General features: G+C 54.8%; 14 protein-coding genes. 10 read left to right on the forward strand and 4 right to left on the reverse strand.

The features are described 5' to 3' along the window. Positions 1-37: 37 nt before the first annotated feature. Positions 38-2,596 (reverse strand): ABC transporter permease, encoded by a 2,559-nt coding sequence (locus M9H61_RS15460; RefSeq protein ID WP_250281498.1) that lies wholly within the window; start codon positions 2,594-2,596, stop codon positions 38-40. Next, positions 2,593-3,339 (reverse strand): ABC transporter ATP-binding protein, encoded by a 747-nt coding sequence (locus M9H61_RS15465; protein WP_101248235.1) that lies wholly within the window; start codon positions 3,337-3,339, stop codon positions 2,593-2,595. Before M9H61_RS15465 ends, M9H61_RS15460 begins: the two co-directional genes overlap by 4 nt. Positions 3,340-3,512: 173 nt before the next feature. Between M9H61_RS15465 and M9H61_RS15470 the strand changes: the two genes are divergently transcribed. From M9H61_RS15470 to M9H61_RS15500, 7 genes are all read left to right on the forward strand, one after another. Then, on the forward strand, positions 3,513-4,220 hold the full coding sequence (locus M9H61_RS15470) for an arylesterase (protein ID WP_250281500.1): 708 nt from the start codon (positions 3,513-3,515) through the stop codon (positions 4,218-4,220). Positions 4,221-5,284: 1,064 nt separating this feature from the next. After that, positions 5,285-5,989 (forward strand): J domain-containing protein, encoded by a 705-nt coding sequence (locus M9H61_RS15475; protein WP_101248233.1) that lies wholly within the window; start codon positions 5,285-5,287, stop codon positions 5,987-5,989. 175 nt (positions 5,990-6,164) lie between these two features. After that, entirely contained in the window at positions 6,165-7,283 is a 1,119-nt protein-coding gene (locus tag M9H61_RS15480; protein ID WP_101248232.1) for an FIST C-terminal domain-containing protein, read from the forward strand. Positions 7,284-7,467: 184 nt separating this feature from the next. Then, entirely contained in the window at positions 7,468-8,508 is a 1,041-nt protein-coding gene (locus M9H61_RS15485) for an NADP(H)-dependent aldo-keto reductase (RefSeq protein WP_250281502.1), read from the forward strand. 81 nt (positions 8,509-8,589) lie between these two features. Next, positions 8,590-9,456 carry a pirin family protein gene (locus tag M9H61_RS15490; RefSeq protein ID WP_114111973.1) on the forward strand — a complete coding sequence of 289 codons (867 nt, stop codon included), beginning with the start codon at positions 8,590-8,592 and terminating at the stop codon, positions 9,454-9,456. Between the two features lie 54 nt (positions 9,457-9,510). Then, entirely contained in the window at positions 9,511-10,155 is a 645-nt protein-coding gene (gene thpR, locus M9H61_RS15495; RefSeq protein WP_250281504.1) for an RNA 2',3'-cyclic phosphodiesterase, read from the forward strand. Next, complete coding sequence (locus M9H61_RS15500) at positions 10,152-10,934, forward strand: pyrroline-5-carboxylate reductase (RefSeq protein WP_250281506.1); 783 nt, start codon at positions 10,152-10,154, stop codon at positions 10,932-10,934. The genes thpR and M9H61_RS15500 overlap by 4 nt, the downstream gene beginning before the upstream one ends. Positions 10,935-11,020: 86 nt before the next feature. Here M9H61_RS15500 and M9H61_RS15505 read toward each other — a convergent pair whose 3' ends face one another. Further along, complete coding sequence (locus M9H61_RS15505) at positions 11,021-11,722, reverse strand: NAD(P)-dependent oxidoreductase (RefSeq protein WP_250281507.1); 702 nt, start codon at positions 11,720-11,722, stop codon at positions 11,021-11,023. A gap of 36 nt (positions 11,723-11,758) precedes the next feature. Then, complete coding sequence (locus tag M9H61_RS15510; protein WP_250285068.1) at positions 11,759-12,673, reverse strand: EamA family transporter; 915 nt, start codon at positions 12,671-12,673, stop codon at positions 11,759-11,761. Between the two features lie 79 nt (positions 12,674-12,752). Between M9H61_RS15510 and M9H61_RS15515 the strand changes: the two genes are divergently transcribed. The 3 genes from M9H61_RS15515 to M9H61_RS15525 all read left to right on the forward strand — a co-directional run bounded on the left by M9H61_RS15515 (position 12,753) and on the right by M9H61_RS15525 (position 15,590). Beyond that, on the forward strand, positions 12,753-13,268 hold the full coding sequence (locus M9H61_RS15515; protein WP_250281509.1) for a MarR family winged helix-turn-helix transcriptional regulator: 516 nt from the start codon (positions 12,753-12,755) through the stop codon (positions 13,266-13,268). A gap of 182 nt (positions 13,269-13,450) precedes the next feature. Further along, complete coding sequence (locus M9H61_RS15520) at positions 13,451-14,761, forward strand: tyrosine-type recombinase/integrase (RefSeq protein ID WP_250281511.1); 1,311 nt, start codon at positions 13,451-13,453, stop codon at positions 14,759-14,761. Between the two features lie 346 nt (positions 14,762-15,107). Next, positions 15,108-15,590 (forward strand): DUF4145 domain-containing protein, encoded by a 483-nt coding sequence (locus M9H61_RS15525; protein WP_250281518.1) that lies wholly within the window; start codon positions 15,108-15,110, stop codon positions 15,588-15,590. Positions 15,591-16,066: the final 476 nt, after the last annotated feature.

Here is a 16,066-nt window from a genome sequence, read left to right on the forward strand (position 1 = left end):
TGACCGGCCCTGTTTTTTCAAGATATCGGGAAATGGCCTATTCGTTGCGCAACATCGGTGCGGCGGGACTGCGCAGCGCCTGCCAGGTGCCAACGAAGCCGGCCGAAAGCGTTGCCAGAAGACCGATGGCAATCGGACCGAAAATGGTCATCGGCAAGAAGACCCAATGTGCCTCCATCACCAGAACCAGCACCGACCATGCCGCGACCGAGCCGACAAAGGCGGCAATCACCCCGGTCGCAAGACCCAAAATCCCGTATTCCAGCGCATAGGCATAAAGGATATTGGCCCGTGTCGCGCCAAGCGTCTTGAGCACCACGGCATCATAGATCCGCTTGCGGCGGCCTGCGGCAACTGCGCCGGCAAGGACAAGCACCCCGGCAACAATCGCAATCATGCTTGTCGCATTAAGTGCGGTTCCAATCCCGGCCAGAATGGCGTTGGCGGCTTCCAGTGCCTCGCGCACACGGATGGCGGATACATTCGGGAAGTCGAGACCGATCATGCGATCAACCGGTTCTTCCATTTCGCGCGGCATATGGGCGGTGGCAATCAGGCTATAGGGGGCCTTGTCGATCAGGCCGGGTGAAAACACCATGGCAAAATTCATGCGCAGGCTTTGCCATTCGACCTCGCGCCAGTTGGCGATCTCGGCCGTGATGTCGCGGCCCAGAATATTGACCGTAATCGTATCACCGGGTTCAAGTTCAAAGGCATTGCCGATATCGGCACTGATCGATACCAGCGGCTTGGACACATCATCATAATCAGACGGCCACCATTCCCCGCGCACCAGTTTGGTTTCGGGCGGCGGGGCGGCGGCAAAGGTCAGGCCACGGTCACCACGCAGGAACCAGCGATCATCGCCCGGGCCCACATCATTGGCATCAACCCCGTCAATCGCGGTGACACGTCCGCGTAGCATCGGTGTTTGTTCGATATCCGAAACATTTTCCTGCGCCAGAAGCTGGCTTCGGAACTGATCCATCTGATCCGGACGTATATCAAGGAAGAAGAAGGCCGGGGCAGATTCAGGAAGGTTTTCATTGATCTCGTTATCAAGATTGCCCTCGATCCCGGAAATCGTGACCAGCAGGGTCAGGCCAAGCCCAAGTGACAGGGCGACCGGAACCGTGCTTGCCCCCGGACGATGCAGGTTGGCCAGGGCAAGACGCGAAAAGGCATCCCGACCGGTGATAAACCGTTTCGAAAGAGATACAATTCCCCGTCCGGCATAGGTGAAAATCACCACGGCCGCGGCAGATCCGGCAATAAAGCCCAGTGCAATTGCCCGGTCGGTTGCCGTCAAAACCGTCAGGACCAGCAACAGCACAAGGGGGATGCCTATATAGGGCAGGTCGCGCCGGCGCACCGGACTGCCGTTAAACAGACCCGCACTGGCCCGGAAAAGCCGGGCGGCGGGAATTTCACGCGCACGCAACAGGGACGGCAATGCAAAGACCAGTGTGGTCAGCAGCCCGAAGCTGGTGGCAATGATCAGGGATGGCAATGCCGGGCCAAGGGTCACATCGATCGGCAACCGCCCGGCCAGAAGCGGGGCGACAATTGCCGGGGTTACAGCCCCGATCAAAAGCCCGACCCCGATCCCGATCAGCGCAAGCACCAGGATTTGCAGGAAGTAAATCCGCAACACCAGTCCATGTGACGCCCCGATCGATTTCAGGGTGGCGATAACAGATGTTTTGCTTTCGATATGGCTGCGCACTGCATTGGCGACCCCGATGCCGCCCACCAGAAGGGCGGACAGACCAACCAGGGTCAGAAACAGGGTCAAACGTTCAATAAAACGGCGCAAACCGGGATTGGCGTTCGATGTGTCGCGGATGCGCCAACCGGCATCTTCAAACTGGTTTTCAAGCCGTTCACGAAACGCGGTTGGCGTTTCATTACCCATCAGATCCAATGCGTAATAATAGCGGATCAGGCTGCCGGGCTGAACAAGGCCGGTGTCCATCAGGGCGGCTTTTGACACCATCAGGCGCGGGCCAAAGTTAAAGAACCCGACCGCCTTGTCAGGTTCCGTGGCAATGACGCCACGGATCTGGACATCGATATCGCCAAGTTTGACCGTATCTCCGATCGCGATGTTAAGGCGTTCCAGAAGGCCGGCCTCGGTCACCGCACCCCAAAGGCCGTCTTTCCGATCAAGGATACCGGCAAACGGAATGTTATCGGCAAGCTCCATCTCGCCAAATAGCGGATAGATATCATCAACCGCCTTGAGTTCCACCAGCCGCCGCTGTTCCGGGCCATAGGCCGTGGTGCGCATGGTTGCCAGTTCGCCCATGCGTTCGGTATTGGCGCGCAGCCAGTCAAGTTGCTCGGCTGTGGCTTCCATATGGGTCAGGCGCAGTTCGACATCGCCGCCCAAAAGCTTGCGCCCGTCGCGCTCCAGCGCGGAAAGAACGGATTCCGAAACGTTTCCGACAGCGGCAATCGCCCCGACGCCCAGCGCCAGGCAGGCCAGGAAAATCCGGAAACCCGAAAGACCGCCGCGCAATTCCCGGCGGCACACCCGCCAGGCAATCGACCACAGGCGGTCATCGCTTGGGGATAAAGACAAACCGTTGCTCATGACCGCGATTCCAGTTGCGAAACGATTTCGCCGTCGCGCAGCATCACGGTACGGTCGCACCGCTCGGCAAGGCCCGGATCATGGGTGATCAAAAGCAACGTGGAACCGCGCCGTTTGGTCAGATCAAACAGCAATTCGATAATCGTTTCACCGGTCGCACCATCAAGGTTGCCGGTCGGCTCATCGGCCAGCAAAAGTTCCGGATCGGTGGCAAGCGCCCGGGCAAGGGCGACGCGTTGCTGTTCGCCACCCGACAATTGGCCGGGATAATGATCGGTGCGATGGCCAAGCCCGACCAGTTCAAGTTCGGCACGGGCCTTTTCGAATGCATCCTTGCGTCCGGCGAACTCCATCGGAAGTGCAACGTTTTCAAGCGCGCTCATGGTCGGGATCAGATGGAAGTCCTGAAACACGATGCCGACATGGTGGCGGCGATAAAGTGCCAAGCCATCCTCATCAAGGGCGCGCAGGTCATTGCCACAGACATTGACCACACCTTCCTGGGCTTGTTCCAACCCCGCAATAACCATCAAAAGCGATGTTTTGCCCGATCCGGACGGGCCAACCAGACTGACCCGTTCCCCGGCATAAAGTGACAGATCAACACCTTTGAGAATCTCGACAATGCCGGCGGGGCCTTGCAGTCTGAGCTTCAGGTTGCGGACATCAATTGTCTGTTCGGCTTTCTTGCCCGCAGAAGCATCAGTTTGTTCCGCGACGGCGGTGGTTTCGGTCACACTCATTTGGGGTCCTATCGGGCTTGTCCGTTGCAAGATCATCAAAGCAGGTTACATAAGCTTACGGATCAGGACGTTTCTGGTTCAGATAATATTTCTAATGATCTGAATGCGCTGTCGCAGGGTAACCGCTTGGTAACCATCCCGGCAAGATGACAGCATATGGGGTGAGATTTGTTATGAATTTGGCGATCGGGCAAGACCGCACTGTAATCGAGTTCACTGCACTGCGCACTGCGATCAGGCGGCTTTCACGCGGGCTTGTGGTGGCGATGGTCGCACTCTTTGGCCTGTTTGGCGCAGTTTTACCGGTTCAGGCTGCGGATAAATCGCCGCAAACCATTGTTTTGTTTGGCGATAGTTTGATGGCCGGATATGGCCTTGCCCATGATGACGGCTTTGCCCCGAAGCTCCAAAGCGCCCTGAAACAAGCCGGTCACGATGTGCGGGTGATTAACAGTTCGGTATCGGGTGATACCTCTGCTGCCGGTTTGGCCCGCCTTGACTGGGCGCTTGTGGATAAACCCGATGCGGTGTTGCTTGAACTTGGTGCCAACGATGCCTTGCGCGGGGTCGAACCGGCCCAGACGCGCGACAATCTGGCCAAAATCATCGAAAAACTGCGCGCACAGGATGTCGATGTCCTGTTGGCCGGGATGATGGCACCGCCCAATATGGGCAAGGCATATGGCGATGAATTCAACAGCATCTATCCCGACCTTGCCGGCCGCTATGAAATTGATTTCTATCCATTTTTCCTGGATGGCGTTGCGGCCGAACCCGACCTTAACCAGGATGACGGCATGCATCCCAATGCGGACGGGGTCGCGGTTATTGTTGAACGCATTTTGCCCGATGTGATCAATCTGCTCGATGATGCATCCTGATCCTGCCTGATTAATCTTTTCCCTGCCAAAAGCCCCGATTGCCGTGTGGTATCGGGGTTTTTTGCTGTTTGCGGACCATGGTTTGGGTTTTGTGGATCGGGGTGGATTAGCCGATGGCGGCAATTTTGGCGCAATCTGTGACCGGTTATCGTTGGTGCGGTGCGACTGCCTCATGCGGGCAAGCTGTGCAGTGCAGCAGTTTCTGAATTTTGCCGCTTGTCGGGTGTTGGTTTGAAAAACAACCGTTTTCCAATGGGTTATCGGTCATGAAATCCGACGGAAAATGTCGTCTGGCGATGGAATTGCGACATTTTCGGACTGGGGGTGGCGAAAAAACTGCAAATGTAGATAGAAAACATCAACAACCCGAAACGATTTCTCCCTCTGTGAGGGGGAAGGTCGGAAACTTGGCGTAGATGTTATGATAATCGTTTAAAATCAATTGATTAATCATAGGTTCGGAATGTGCCATGAGTGGCTGAAGCACCCGAAAACACCCGGATTTGGCCCCAAAACACAGGCTTTACTGTAAAATTAACAGACCATTTACTTTCGGATATGTTCCGAATTGTCAGTCCGTTAACTGCGTATGTTGTTTTAAAGGTGCGGTAGGTGTTTTTGAACGCGCCCGATCTTCAATCGCGGAACTGCAGGCTGCGCAGGGTGGGGAAATGTCATAACCGCTGATTCATATAAAGAATCCATATGATTCAATAATTTAGGTAAATTTACCCGTAAAATGCCAATCCGGGCCTGTGGATAAGTTTGTTGAATAACTTTTTACCGAGTCGCAGCTTGGAATCCCTGGTGATTCGGCGGGAATGGCGCAATATCAGGGCTTTGGATGTCATTTGGCGACTCCAAGGATTCATCCCGAGTCGCAATTTTCCCTGTGGATGAATCGGAAGCGATTCGATTTTGACTGCAAATGCAGTTGCAGCTGCCGGAATCACCCGATACACTTCCATCCGGGAACAGAAAAAGCCCGCGCGATTGGGCGGTTAAAGTTACCCGGGACGTAATAATTATTAAATTAAATCAATAATTTAACAGAGGCATCGGGCGTGTCCGCATCATCTGGCGTCAAACAATCCTACACCATCCCCTGTTCGTCGACATTTCGTGACACCGTTTTGCAATTGGCCGAACGGCGCGGCGTCAATGCCGCGGATCTGGCGCGATCAGTAATGTTGATCGTGCCGGAAAAAACGATCGAGGATTACGAAGATCCCGGTGATCCGCCCAAAGGGGACCGTGAAACCATTGTTCTGAAATCAGGTCCGGCCGAAGGTCGCCCGTGGCGGCGCAAACCGCGCCTGCAATTGCGTCTGCCACCGGGATTTGCGGTGGTCACCGTGCGCAAGGCCTTGAAAATGGCCATCGATTTTGATGCGGGGGACGTCAATATGCGGGTTGAAAAGTCCGATGTCCTTGCCGCAGAACGCGCCGCCCTTGAAGAAGCGCGCGCCATCAAAAAGCGTCAGGCCGAACCCCCGGTCGAACTTTTGCAATCGCGCGAGGAACTCGAACGTCTGCGCCAGATTGTGGATAACCTTGCCTTTGATCCGCTTGATCGTGGTGTGACCACCTTTAACGAGGCCCTGCATGTCATGGGGTTTGCGCCCAGTGCCCGGCCCGATATGCGCACGATACGCGCCAAATACCGGGTGCTTGCCGCGATCCATCATCCCGACAGCAATTACGGGTCCCATCAACGCATGACACAGCTGAATGCCGCCATGGACCTGTTGCGCAAACATATTTCCTGACCGCAAGCGCGCATCGGACCCTGCTTTTTCGATGGCCCTTGTCGAAAACCGGACCCGATGCTTAGATATAATGTAAGTGAGCTATCCGGATGGCCGCACGCTGTCGTGTCGGGATGTTCGGACAAAGGCGGGCGCAAGACCCGGATCGTGTGATCAGTCAAAATCGGGAGAATGCATGACGGCGGAATTTCGGGCTGCACATGCCAGCGGGGAAAACTGGGCGTCTGTCGCCTCCGAGCTGGCGGAACTGTTGGAAAAAGAACCGCTCCCCTCCCAGGCTTTGGCGTTTCTCTATGTTTCCGAAGCCCTTGCCGAAGATATCGGCAGCATCCTGACCTTTTTGCGATCGCGCCTGTCGATTGAACACTGGATCGGCACATCGGGTGTTGGTGTCTGTGGATCGGGCCGCGCCTATTTCGGGGTTCCGGCGGCTTCTGTCATGGTGGCCCCGTTTGCCAGTGACGACTTTCATATTTTCGAACCGCTGAAAACCGATGCCGATCTTGATGCACCGGAACTGCAAAAGGCGATTGATCGTCTGCAACCGATTTTCGGTCTGGTCCATGGCGATCCCGGTGCACCGCAAAGTCTTGCGACCCTGTCGGAACTGGCGCGCATGGGATCAACCTATCTGGTCGGCGGGATTGCATCGGGCGAACGAAGCGCGCCACAGATTGCCGATCGCGTGGTCAATGGCGGTCTTTCAGGCGTACTGTTTGACAGCAAAACCACCGTTCAGGTCGGCATCAGCCAGGCCTGCACGCCAATCGGCCCGGTCCATCGCGTGACCGAAGGCCGCGAAGGCATCGTTTCCACCCTTGATGACCGTCCAGCTCTTTCGGTGCTTAAGGAAGAACTCGACGCCGATGGAAGTGAACATTCCATGGCATCCGGGCGTTATCACGCGGCCCTGATGGTGCCCGGTTCCGATACCGGTGATTTTGTCGTGCGCAATCTGATGGGGGTTGATCCCCACAACAACATGATCGCCATTAGTGGCGATGTGCAAGCCGGTGACGCCATCCGCTTTGTTCGCCGGGACGGGGCCGCCGCCGAACAGGATTTGCGCCGGATGCTATCGGAATTGCAAAAACGTCTGCCCGGTAAACCGCGCGGGGCGCTTTATTGCAGCTGTGTCGCCCGTGGCCCGCATCTGTTTGGCACCGAAAGCCGTGAAATGATGATCATCCGCGACGAATTGGGGGATTTGCCCCTGACCGGATTTTACGGCAATGGTGAAATCTGCAATGACCGTTTCTATGGCTATACCGGGGTTCTGACCCTGTTTGTCTAGGGCCGGCACTTGATGCGTGTTAGCGCTAACATCCCCGGAAATTGTTGGCTAAATCCGTGATCGCATAAGATTTTTTGCCGCGGGCGGTTTCATCACGCCCGTCACGGGATATATTCATACCATTGTGAAAAGTCGCATCCTTTCAGGAGCCGCTTGGCGGCGGGATGCAAAAGGGGATTGTTATATGGAATATCGTCGATTGGGACGTACTGACATTGATGTCAGTGTTATCTGCCTGGGCACCATGACCTGGGGACAGCAGAATACGCAGGACGAAGCGTTCGAACAGCTCGACTATGCGACTGCAAACGAAGTCAATTTCATCGATACCGCCGAAATGTATCCGGTCCCGGCAATGGAAGAAACCTTTACCGCGACCGAAACCATCATCGGCAACTGGCTTGAAAAGCGCGGCCGTCGTGATGATCTGGTGATCGCGACCAAGATTGTTGGCCCGGCTGAACGTTTTGCCTATGTCCGCAACGGGCCGCGTCTGACCCGTGCCCAAATTCACGAGGCAATCGACGGATCGCTCAAACGTCTCAAGACCGATTATGTCGATCTTTATCAGCTCCATTGGCCGGACCGGAATTCCAACTTCTTTGGCAAGCTGGGCTATGTCCATGACGAGAACGAGGATTTCACCCCGATCAAGGAAAGCCTTGAGGCCCTTGATGAACTGGTAAAGGCCGGCAAGGTCCGCCATATCGGGCTGTCGAACGAAAACCCGTGGGGACTGATGAAGTTCCTTGAGTTGGCCGAAAAAAATGGCTGGCCGCGCGTGGTTTCGGTTCAGAATCCCTATAGCCTTCTGACCCGCCAATACGAAGTCGGCATGGCTGAATGTTCGATCCGCGAAGATGCCGGTCTTTTGGCCTATTCGCCGCTGGGCGGCGGGGCGCTTTCGGGCAAATATCTGGGCGGTGCCCGTCCCGAAGGATCGCGGGTTGCCAAATGGCCGCAATATTTCGGCCGTTACCAGACCGAAAACGGCATCAAATCGACCGAGGCCTATGTGAAACTGGCCAAGGACAATGGTCTTGATCCGTGCCAGATGGCGCTGGCCTATGTCAATTCGCGTCCGTTCCTGACTGCAAACATCATTGGCGCGACCAGCATGGAACAGCTCAAAACCAATATCGGATCGGCCAACATTACCCTGTCCGACGATGTTCTGGCCGAGATCGAGGCGATCCATCAGAAATGGCCGTTCCCGTGCCCGTAATCGGGATGGTCATCACGCATTCGTAAATCGGCGCAGCCCGCATCGGGCTGTGTCCGACCCACATATATAAGGAGGCGGCGCATGGTTAAGCTTATCACTGGCAAGGAAGCCGATCTTGGGGCTTTTTCCGTGCGCCGCGTTCTGCCCCATCGCGAAGTGCGGTCTGTCGGGCCGTTCGTCTTTTTCGATCATATGGGCCCGGCCGAATTCCAACCTGGTCAGGGCATTGACGTGCCCCCGCATCCCCATATCTGTCTGGCAACCGTGACCTATCTGTTCAAGGGGGCGGTGCTTCATCGTGACAGTCTGGGCAGCAATCTGGAAATCACGCCCGGTGATCTCAACTGGATGAATGCCGGACATGGCATTACCCATTCCGAACGCGAAACACCCGAAGTCCGCAATTCGGTTCACGAACTTGACGGTTTGCAGCTTTGGGTCGCCCTTCCCGAAGAAGCCGAAGAATCCGATCCCGCCTTTTATCATGTGCCCAAGCATGACCTTCCGATCATTGAAGATGCCGGTCTTCACATGCGCCTGATCGCGGGCGAGGCATTTGGCAAAACCGCACCCGTTCCGGTCAAATCCAAGCTGTATTATCTTGATGTTCACATGGATGAAGGCGCGCAATTGCTGCTTCCCGGTGAAAATCAGGAAGGCGCGATTTATGTGGTCTCGGGCAGTGTCGCCATTGATGGCGATGCCTTTGGCCCGGAAAGCTTCGTCTATGTCGCGCCCGAAGAAATCCCCGATATTGTTGCTGCCACCGAAAGCCGCGTGATGTTGCTGGGCGGTTTGCCGCTGGGCCATCGGCATTTGTGGTGGAATTTCGTTGCGTCTTCAAAGGAACGCATCGAAAAGGCCAAGGCCGACTGGGCATCGGGTAACTTTCCGCAGATTGATGGCGAGGACGATGTCCTTCCGCTGCCCGGACGTTCCACCGGCTAGGCGATATTTCCAAAAGCCACCCTGCCACCAGAATAGAATTGGATACCCCCAGTCATGCGTTTGTTTGTCGGCGTGGAAATTCCCGGCGATATCGCAGCCGATCTTTATCCGCTTGCGCGCGGGATCAAGGGGCTGGATGCCCAGACCCCGGAAAACATGCATATCACCCTTAAATTCATCGGCAATGTCGATCCCGGTCTGGCGGCCGAGATCGATCACGCCCTTGCCCAGGTATCGTTCGAACCCTTTGATCTTCAGGTTCAGGGACTGCATGTCTTTGCCTCCAGCCGCAAGATCCGCATCTTCTGGGCCGGGATAAAGGACCAGCCGGCTCTGCACCGCCTGGCGCACCGGGTTGAAAACGCGCTTCTGGCACTTGATGAATGCCCGGATATGGATATGCGCAAATTCACCCCGCATATCACGCTCGGCCGGAACCGCGATGCTGCGCGTGCCACCATCGAACAAACGGTTGCCGATCATGTTGATCTGACTTCGCGGGTTTTCACCATTGATCGGTTCTGTCTTTATGAAAGCCATTCGACCTCGGACGGGCCGGAATTCCGGGTCATTGCCGCCTATGATGGCAGCGATGCGGTCACGCGATCATCTGATCGGACCGATGCGTTTGCGCCACAGGATATGTTTGGCGAGATGCCAGACGATAGGGCAAAGGATATGACAGGGGACTTTAAATGAAGCTTGGCTTTATCGGCACGGGCGCCATCAGTGATGCGGTGATCCGTGGATTGGCTTCATCGGATTATCCGGTGTCCGAATTCATTGTTTCGCGGCGCAGTGATGCGGTCTCGCGCAAGCTTGCCGCTGATTTTGAAAATGTCCGTATCTGCGATGACAATCAGGCGATTATTGATCAGTCCGATATGATCTTCCTTGCCGTTTTGCCGCAAATTGCCCGTGATGTGCTTGAACCGCTTGATGTGCCCGATGACAAAAAACTCGTCAGCCTGATCGCCACCATCCCGATTGCTGAACTTAAATCCTGGCTTGGCACCAATGCGCAATATGACCGTGCCATTCCCCTGCCATCGGTCGAACATCATGCCTGCGTGACCGCAATCTATCCCGGATCGGACGATGTGATGGCTCTGTTTGACAAACTTGGCGGGGCGGTTGCCGCCAAAACCATTGATGCCTTCGATGGTTATGCAGCGGGAAGTGCGCTGATGGCGACCTATTTCACGGTGCTTGAAAGTGCGGCGGACTGGATGGTCAAACAGGGGTCGGATGCGGCCGATGCCAGGCGTTACCTTGCCGCCCTGTTTTCGGGGCTCGCGCAAAATACGGCCAAGTCACCGGATAAAAGCTTTGCCGAACTGGTTGATGGCCATTCCACACCGGGTGGCCTGAATGAACAGGTCGCCAAGGCTTTTGTCCGTGAAAACGGCGCATCTGCACTCCATACCGCCCTTGATGAAGTCTTTGCCCGGATCAAGGCCGCATCCGGGGCCGACTGATCAGAATTGAAAACGGGCGGCTTTATCCGGTTTTGTCGCGCCGCCCGTTTTGCACTCATATCTATATATGTGTTGTTTATGGCGGATCAGGCCGCCGCGACCTGTGACCGATAGCCAACCGTCAAGCGTTGCGGGTTGCGGGTAACGGTCTCAAAACCGGCATCGACAAGATCCACCATCGCCACACCGAAATCGGCAAAGGAAATCCGGGCAACGCCATCGTGATCGGTAACCAGCGTATCGGTGCCGCGCACATAATTACGGGTTTTCTCGCCGGGGATCAGCATGGCCGGCGGGCGCAGGCAGGTCCATCGCACATCGTCATATTGATCAAACAGGATATCGACCTGTTCGCAGGCCTCGGCAATCGGGCGCACACTATCGGGCAGGAAGTCCGGCGCGCTCAGAACCGTATGGCCGCTACCATCGGCGAGTTTCAGGGTTGCCGCCCCGCCGGTGACCAATATTGGCGTCTTGCTTTGCCGGGCCGCATCCAGCAGCACCCTGGTCATTTCCGGTAACAGCGTTTCCTGTCCGGTCGCCGGGCGAAGTGCGCTGACCGCAACGTCATGGTCGGCAAGGACTTCTGCGACAATCTCGGGATTGGCAAGGATATCGATGCTTTGGCGGGCGACAATGTCCGGAAGAGCCGACAGTTTTGCAATGTCGCGGGCAACCGCTGTGACCTGATATCCGCGCAAAAGTGCTTCGGTCGCAACTTCGCGGCCGACATCGCCGGTGGCGCCAAAAACAACGATTTTACGATTATGCGGGGCGGTATTGGTCATGGGGCGTTCCTTTTCTGAATTGTGTTTGGTGGTGCGTTACGGTTTTGGGGTGGCAGCAAGGGGGCTGTTATCGGCGGTCATGTCGGGGGCAAGGGCCGGTTTGGGTCGTGCGGCACGTTGTCCCAGCCAGATACTGATCAGGACAACGACAACACCGGCGATCTGAAGTGGCGATAACTGTTCGCCCAGAATGACCCAGCCCAAAAGAACCGCACTGGTCGGGCTTAAGAAGCCAAAGCTTGTCACCGTGGTCGGGCCAAGCCGCGCAATACCCCGAAACCACAGGAAATAGGTAAGCGCCGCACCGATCAGTCCCAACCAGATCAGCCCGGCAAGATTGGTGAGGGTTGGCATCGGAAAGCCCGGCTCGACAATCAGGGCAACCGGGATCAAAAGGATGCCGCCCGCGGTCAATTGCCATGCGGTAAAGGTCAGGGGGGATACCGGTGGTTGCCATTTGCGGGTCAGGACCGTACCCGCCGCCATGGAAGCTGCGCCAAACAGGGCCGCGGCAATGCCAATCGGATCAAGGCTTGCCGATGGGCCAAGAACAAGCATCGCAACCCCGATCAGTCCCGAAATGGCGGCAAAAATGCCAAGCAGGGTGATGGTGTTTCCCAAGGCAAAACGTGCCAGAAACAGCACAAGCAACGGCTGGATCGCGCCAAGCGTTGCCGCCACCCCGCCCGGCAGGCGATAGGCCGCGACAAACAGCATGGCCCAGAATATCGCGAAGTTAAGCGCGCCCAGGATGAAAACCCGGCCACGCCACCCGGCACCGGGAAGCTGGCGCACCACCAGCAACAGGATCAATCCGGCAGGCAAGGCGCGCAAAAGCGATACGGTCAGTGGGTAGCCGTGCGGCAACAATTCGGTCGCCACGATATAGCTGCTGCCCCAGATCACCGGGGCAATTGCTGTCAGGAATAAGTCGGTCGTTCGGTTCATGATGGTGGCTCCATTTATCTTGACGTCAAGATATAATCAGAAATCTTGACGTCAAGATAAATTTTCGGCATATCCTCAAGCCATGGAAAACAGCACAGACAAAATCGATCGCATTCTGGCGCAATGGCGCAGCGAACGTCCCGATCTTGATGTTGCCCAGATGGGGGTGATTGGCCGGGTCGGGCGATTGCGCGCCATTCTGATGGCGGAAATGGATCGTGTCTTCAAACAGCACGATCTGAACGGGGCCAGCTTTGACGTATTGGCGACACTCCGCCGGTCGGGGCCACCCTATGCGCTAAGCCCGTCGCAATTGATCGAATGGACGATGGTGACATCGGGCACCATGACCAACCGGCTTGATAAACTCGAAGAAGCCGGCCTGATCACCCGTCAGCGCAACCCCGAAGACGGCCGCGGCTTTGTTGTCGCTCTGACCCCGCACGGGTTTGAGTTGATCGATGCCGCCGTCACCGACCACGTCGCCAATCAGCACCGGTTGCTTGATGGCCTTAATGCCGATGAGCTGGATCAGCTTGATGGATTGTTGCGCAAATGGCTTGGTGCCGTTTCCGCCCGAACCGGATCGGATAAATAGGCAAACGCATTTCGTCACACAGTGAGAACTGTGTGGCGTCTGATCTGTCATTTTTCGGGAATTTGGTCAGTGGCAGAGAGGAGGGGATGTTCTGAATAGAAATTTTTGCCCCGCAGTTCCTTGCGAAATAAGGGATTTTTCACTATAGCGTTGGTGGAAAACGTTGGTGGAAAAGGTCTTTGATGTACGTTCAGAAGCGCCGCAAACTTTATTATGCTTTGCATGATTTGCCTGCTGATTTGCACGAGGTGTTTGGCAAAAAACGTTTCACCGCGAGCTTGAAAACGGAAGACCCCAAAGAGGCCAGAAGAAGAGCTGCCGTGCTGGAGCAAAGATGGCTCCATCAGATTGAGCGAGCTCGAAGTCAGTCTGGGGATGCAATCGAACGAGATGCGCTGTTTTGGCGAGAGCAAATCAAAGAAGCTGACGAGGAACAGAAGAGCATTCTTGAATATCTTCTCGTAGAAGAAGCTTTCGACCGAGTAACTCGTGCGGCACGTAAGGCCGGGATAACGGATGATCGAGACCCGCGCTTTGAGCAGTTGCCGGAGTTCGAAGACAGCAAGCGCTTCTATCAACTTGCTACTGGCCAGATGGTGAAGACCAGCGAACATGTTTCGGAGTACTTATCTACGTTGGATAATATCCCGAAAACCGTCGACATGAAGCGATCTGACCTCGCCAGAATGAGTAAGAAGTTCCCGTATCTTGCAGATATTTCTAAGAGGGAAGTTACGCGTTGGGTTGGGGAGCTACAAACTAACGAGGGTCTTAAGCGAAAGACCGTCGCTCGGATTATCTCCAGTGCGCGAGGCTACTGGGCATATCTCCAAAAGATCGAAATTGCCGCCGAGGACGCTGAGCCGTTCAAGCAGGCGGTAACAGGCACGAAAAGCAAACACAGCAAAACGAGTGCCCAAGACAAACGAATGCACTTTGAGCCTAATGATGTGTCGAGGCTTTTGGCTGCTGCAATCGACAAAGGCGATCAGAGTTTGGCCGATTTGATTGTATTGGGGATGTGGACAGGGTGCCGCATTGATGAGCTGTGTGCTTTATCTACTGCGAATGTAGGAATAGATCAGGACGGTATTCGCTTCATCGAGATTGCAGACGCAAAAACGGAAGCTGGATGGCGCAGAGTTCCTGTGCACTCTCAGCTCGAAGACGCTCTGGACCGTCTCTGTGAGGACAGTAAAGACGGTTATGTTTTATCAGGGCTGCCCGAGAACAAGTACGGCAGCCGGTCGAATGCCATTGGTAAGCGATTTGGTAATCTGCGAACTCGTCTCGGGTATTCGAACCGATATGTTTTCCATTCAATCAGAAAAGGTGTTTCCACGCAGCTTGAGAGAGCAGGGGTTCAGGAAAATGTGACCGCCGATATCTTGGGTCATGAAAAGCCTAGAATGACTTACGGCCTGTATTCTGGTGGTAACGTATTGTCTGGTTTGAAGGAAGCGATTGAAAAGCTGGACTATCCACAATCTTGAGGACGTCAATGCATCTGTACTTATATAACGGGTGCAGTTACGATCATCTTTAAGTTGTTGCTCCAGTGCTCGAAAACCTATTCAGATATGGAAGAACATGGTGAAACCTTGGAGATGTCCACACTGCGAAACGAACGCAGTTGTTGGCCCGGATGATCAGTTCAACACAAATATGCGGCTTTTTGACGACTCATATTGGGGACGCATTAGTTACCAAGTACAAGCGACGCTCTGCCCAAATCCTATATGTCGTAAACCAACACTCGAGGTAACATTGAGGCGCAATCGGACACCTCATGTTACCCAGCAAGTGAAGTACTGGAAGCTTCTACCCGAGTCGAGAGCTATGTCGCTTCCTGAATATATTCCCGATGCACTTCGCGAAGACTATGAAGAAGCCTGTAAAACAGTAGACGTGAGCCCAAAAGCATCAGCCACACTTGCACGACGCTGCCTGCAAGGCATGATAAGAGATTACTGGGGTATCAAAAAAAGTCGTCTCGTGGACGAGATTAAAGCATTGGAAGACAAGGTTGACCCGGACACATGGCAAGCGATTGACGCTGTAAGGGGGCTGGGAAATATCGGCGCTCACATGGAGAAGGATATCAATTTAATCCTCTCTGTAGAACCGGAAGAAGCTGTGGCACTTATCGAGTTGATCGAGGATTTGTTTCAAACTTGGTATGTACAGCGCCACGAGAGACAACAAAGACGAAAACGTGTCGTTGAAATTGCTGATGCCAAGCGGCAGGAAAAAGAAGAAAACAAAAGTGTATCTGGGCACCACGCTAAGGAAGAAAGCCAAGGGCCTGCAGCCATATCGTAAAACCTACAATTTGGTAACACTTTCGATTTCGTAAGCATTTGATGTAATTATATTTTCCAGAAAGAAAAAGAAACATCAAGTCTGGTTTTTTGTAACCTATCGAATCACCTTCATAACCCTCGATAACAATCTTCAAGAAGGGTTACTAAGTGTTACTTGATCATCTTCGATGCTGGAGCTTCCGAATTCCATTCACCCGCATAGAGCTTGACTTGGTGCCGTCAGCGCCCAAGGGGTTCGAGCTCCTGCCGCGTTTTGATGCTTACAGGAACGAGACAGGTTTTCAATTCGTGTTCAGGGGGCGAAATGGATTGTTGGAGTTCTTTGTTTGCAACACCAAACGCTCCCGAAATCCGAACATGCTGCCTGCTTCTCGGTGATGACGGAAGTGATGCCCTGCCCGCTTTGGCGGGGCTTACTTCTGATATGACCAGAGCTCAATAGCAATTGTTGCCCTTGTAGCTCCAGCTTTTGAT

It is taken from the genome of Thalassospira sp. GO-4, from assembly GCF_023588965.1.
Lineage (GTDB): Bacteria > Pseudomonadota > Alphaproteobacteria > Rhodospirillales > Thalassospiraceae > Thalassospira > Thalassospira povalilytica.

Excerpts from the sequence above, each read along its gene's own strand:
- M9H61_RS15485 (WP_250281502.1), top strand. The coding sequence starts at position 7,468 with ATGGAATATCGTCGATTGGGACGTACTGACATTGATGTCAGTGTTATC.
- M9H61_RS15460 (WP_250281498.1), bottom strand. The coding sequence starts at position 2,596 with ATGAGCAACGGTTTGTCTTTATCCCCAAGCGATGACCGCCTGTGGTCG.
- M9H61_RS15520 (WP_250281511.1), top strand. The coding sequence starts at position 13,451 with ATGTACGTTCAGAAGCGCCGCAAACTTTATTATGCTTTGCATGATTTG.
- M9H61_RS15480 (WP_101248232.1), top strand. The coding sequence starts at position 6,165 with ATGACGGCGGAATTTCGGGCTGCACATGCCAGCGGGGAAAACTGGGCG.
- M9H61_RS15465 (WP_101248235.1), bottom strand. The coding sequence starts at position 3,339 with ATGAGTGTGACCGAAACCACCGCCGTCGCGGAACAAACTGATGCTTCT.
- M9H61_RS15505 (WP_250281507.1), bottom strand. The coding sequence starts at position 11,722 with ATGACCAATACCGCCCCGCATAATCGTAAAATCGTTGTTTTTGGCGCC.
- M9H61_RS15490 (WP_114111973.1), top strand. The coding sequence starts at position 8,590 with ATGGTTAAGCTTATCACTGGCAAGGAAGCCGATCTTGGGGCTTTTTCC.
- M9H61_RS15525 (WP_250281518.1), top strand. The coding sequence starts at position 15,108 with ATGTCGCTTCCTGAATATATTCCCGATGCACTTCGCGAAGACTATGAA.
- M9H61_RS15515 (WP_250281509.1), top strand. The coding sequence starts at position 12,753 with ATGGAAAACAGCACAGACAAAATCGATCGCATTCTGGCGCAATGGCGC.
- M9H61_RS15470 (WP_250281500.1), top strand. The coding sequence starts at position 3,513 with ATGAATTTGGCGATCGGGCAAGACCGCACTGTAATCGAGTTCACTGCA.
- M9H61_RS15500 (WP_250281506.1), top strand. The coding sequence starts at position 10,152 with ATGAAGCTTGGCTTTATCGGCACGGGCGCCATCAGTGATGCGGTGATC.
- thpR (WP_250281504.1), top strand. The coding sequence starts at position 9,511 with ATGCGTTTGTTTGTCGGCGTGGAAATTCCCGGCGATATCGCAGCCGAT.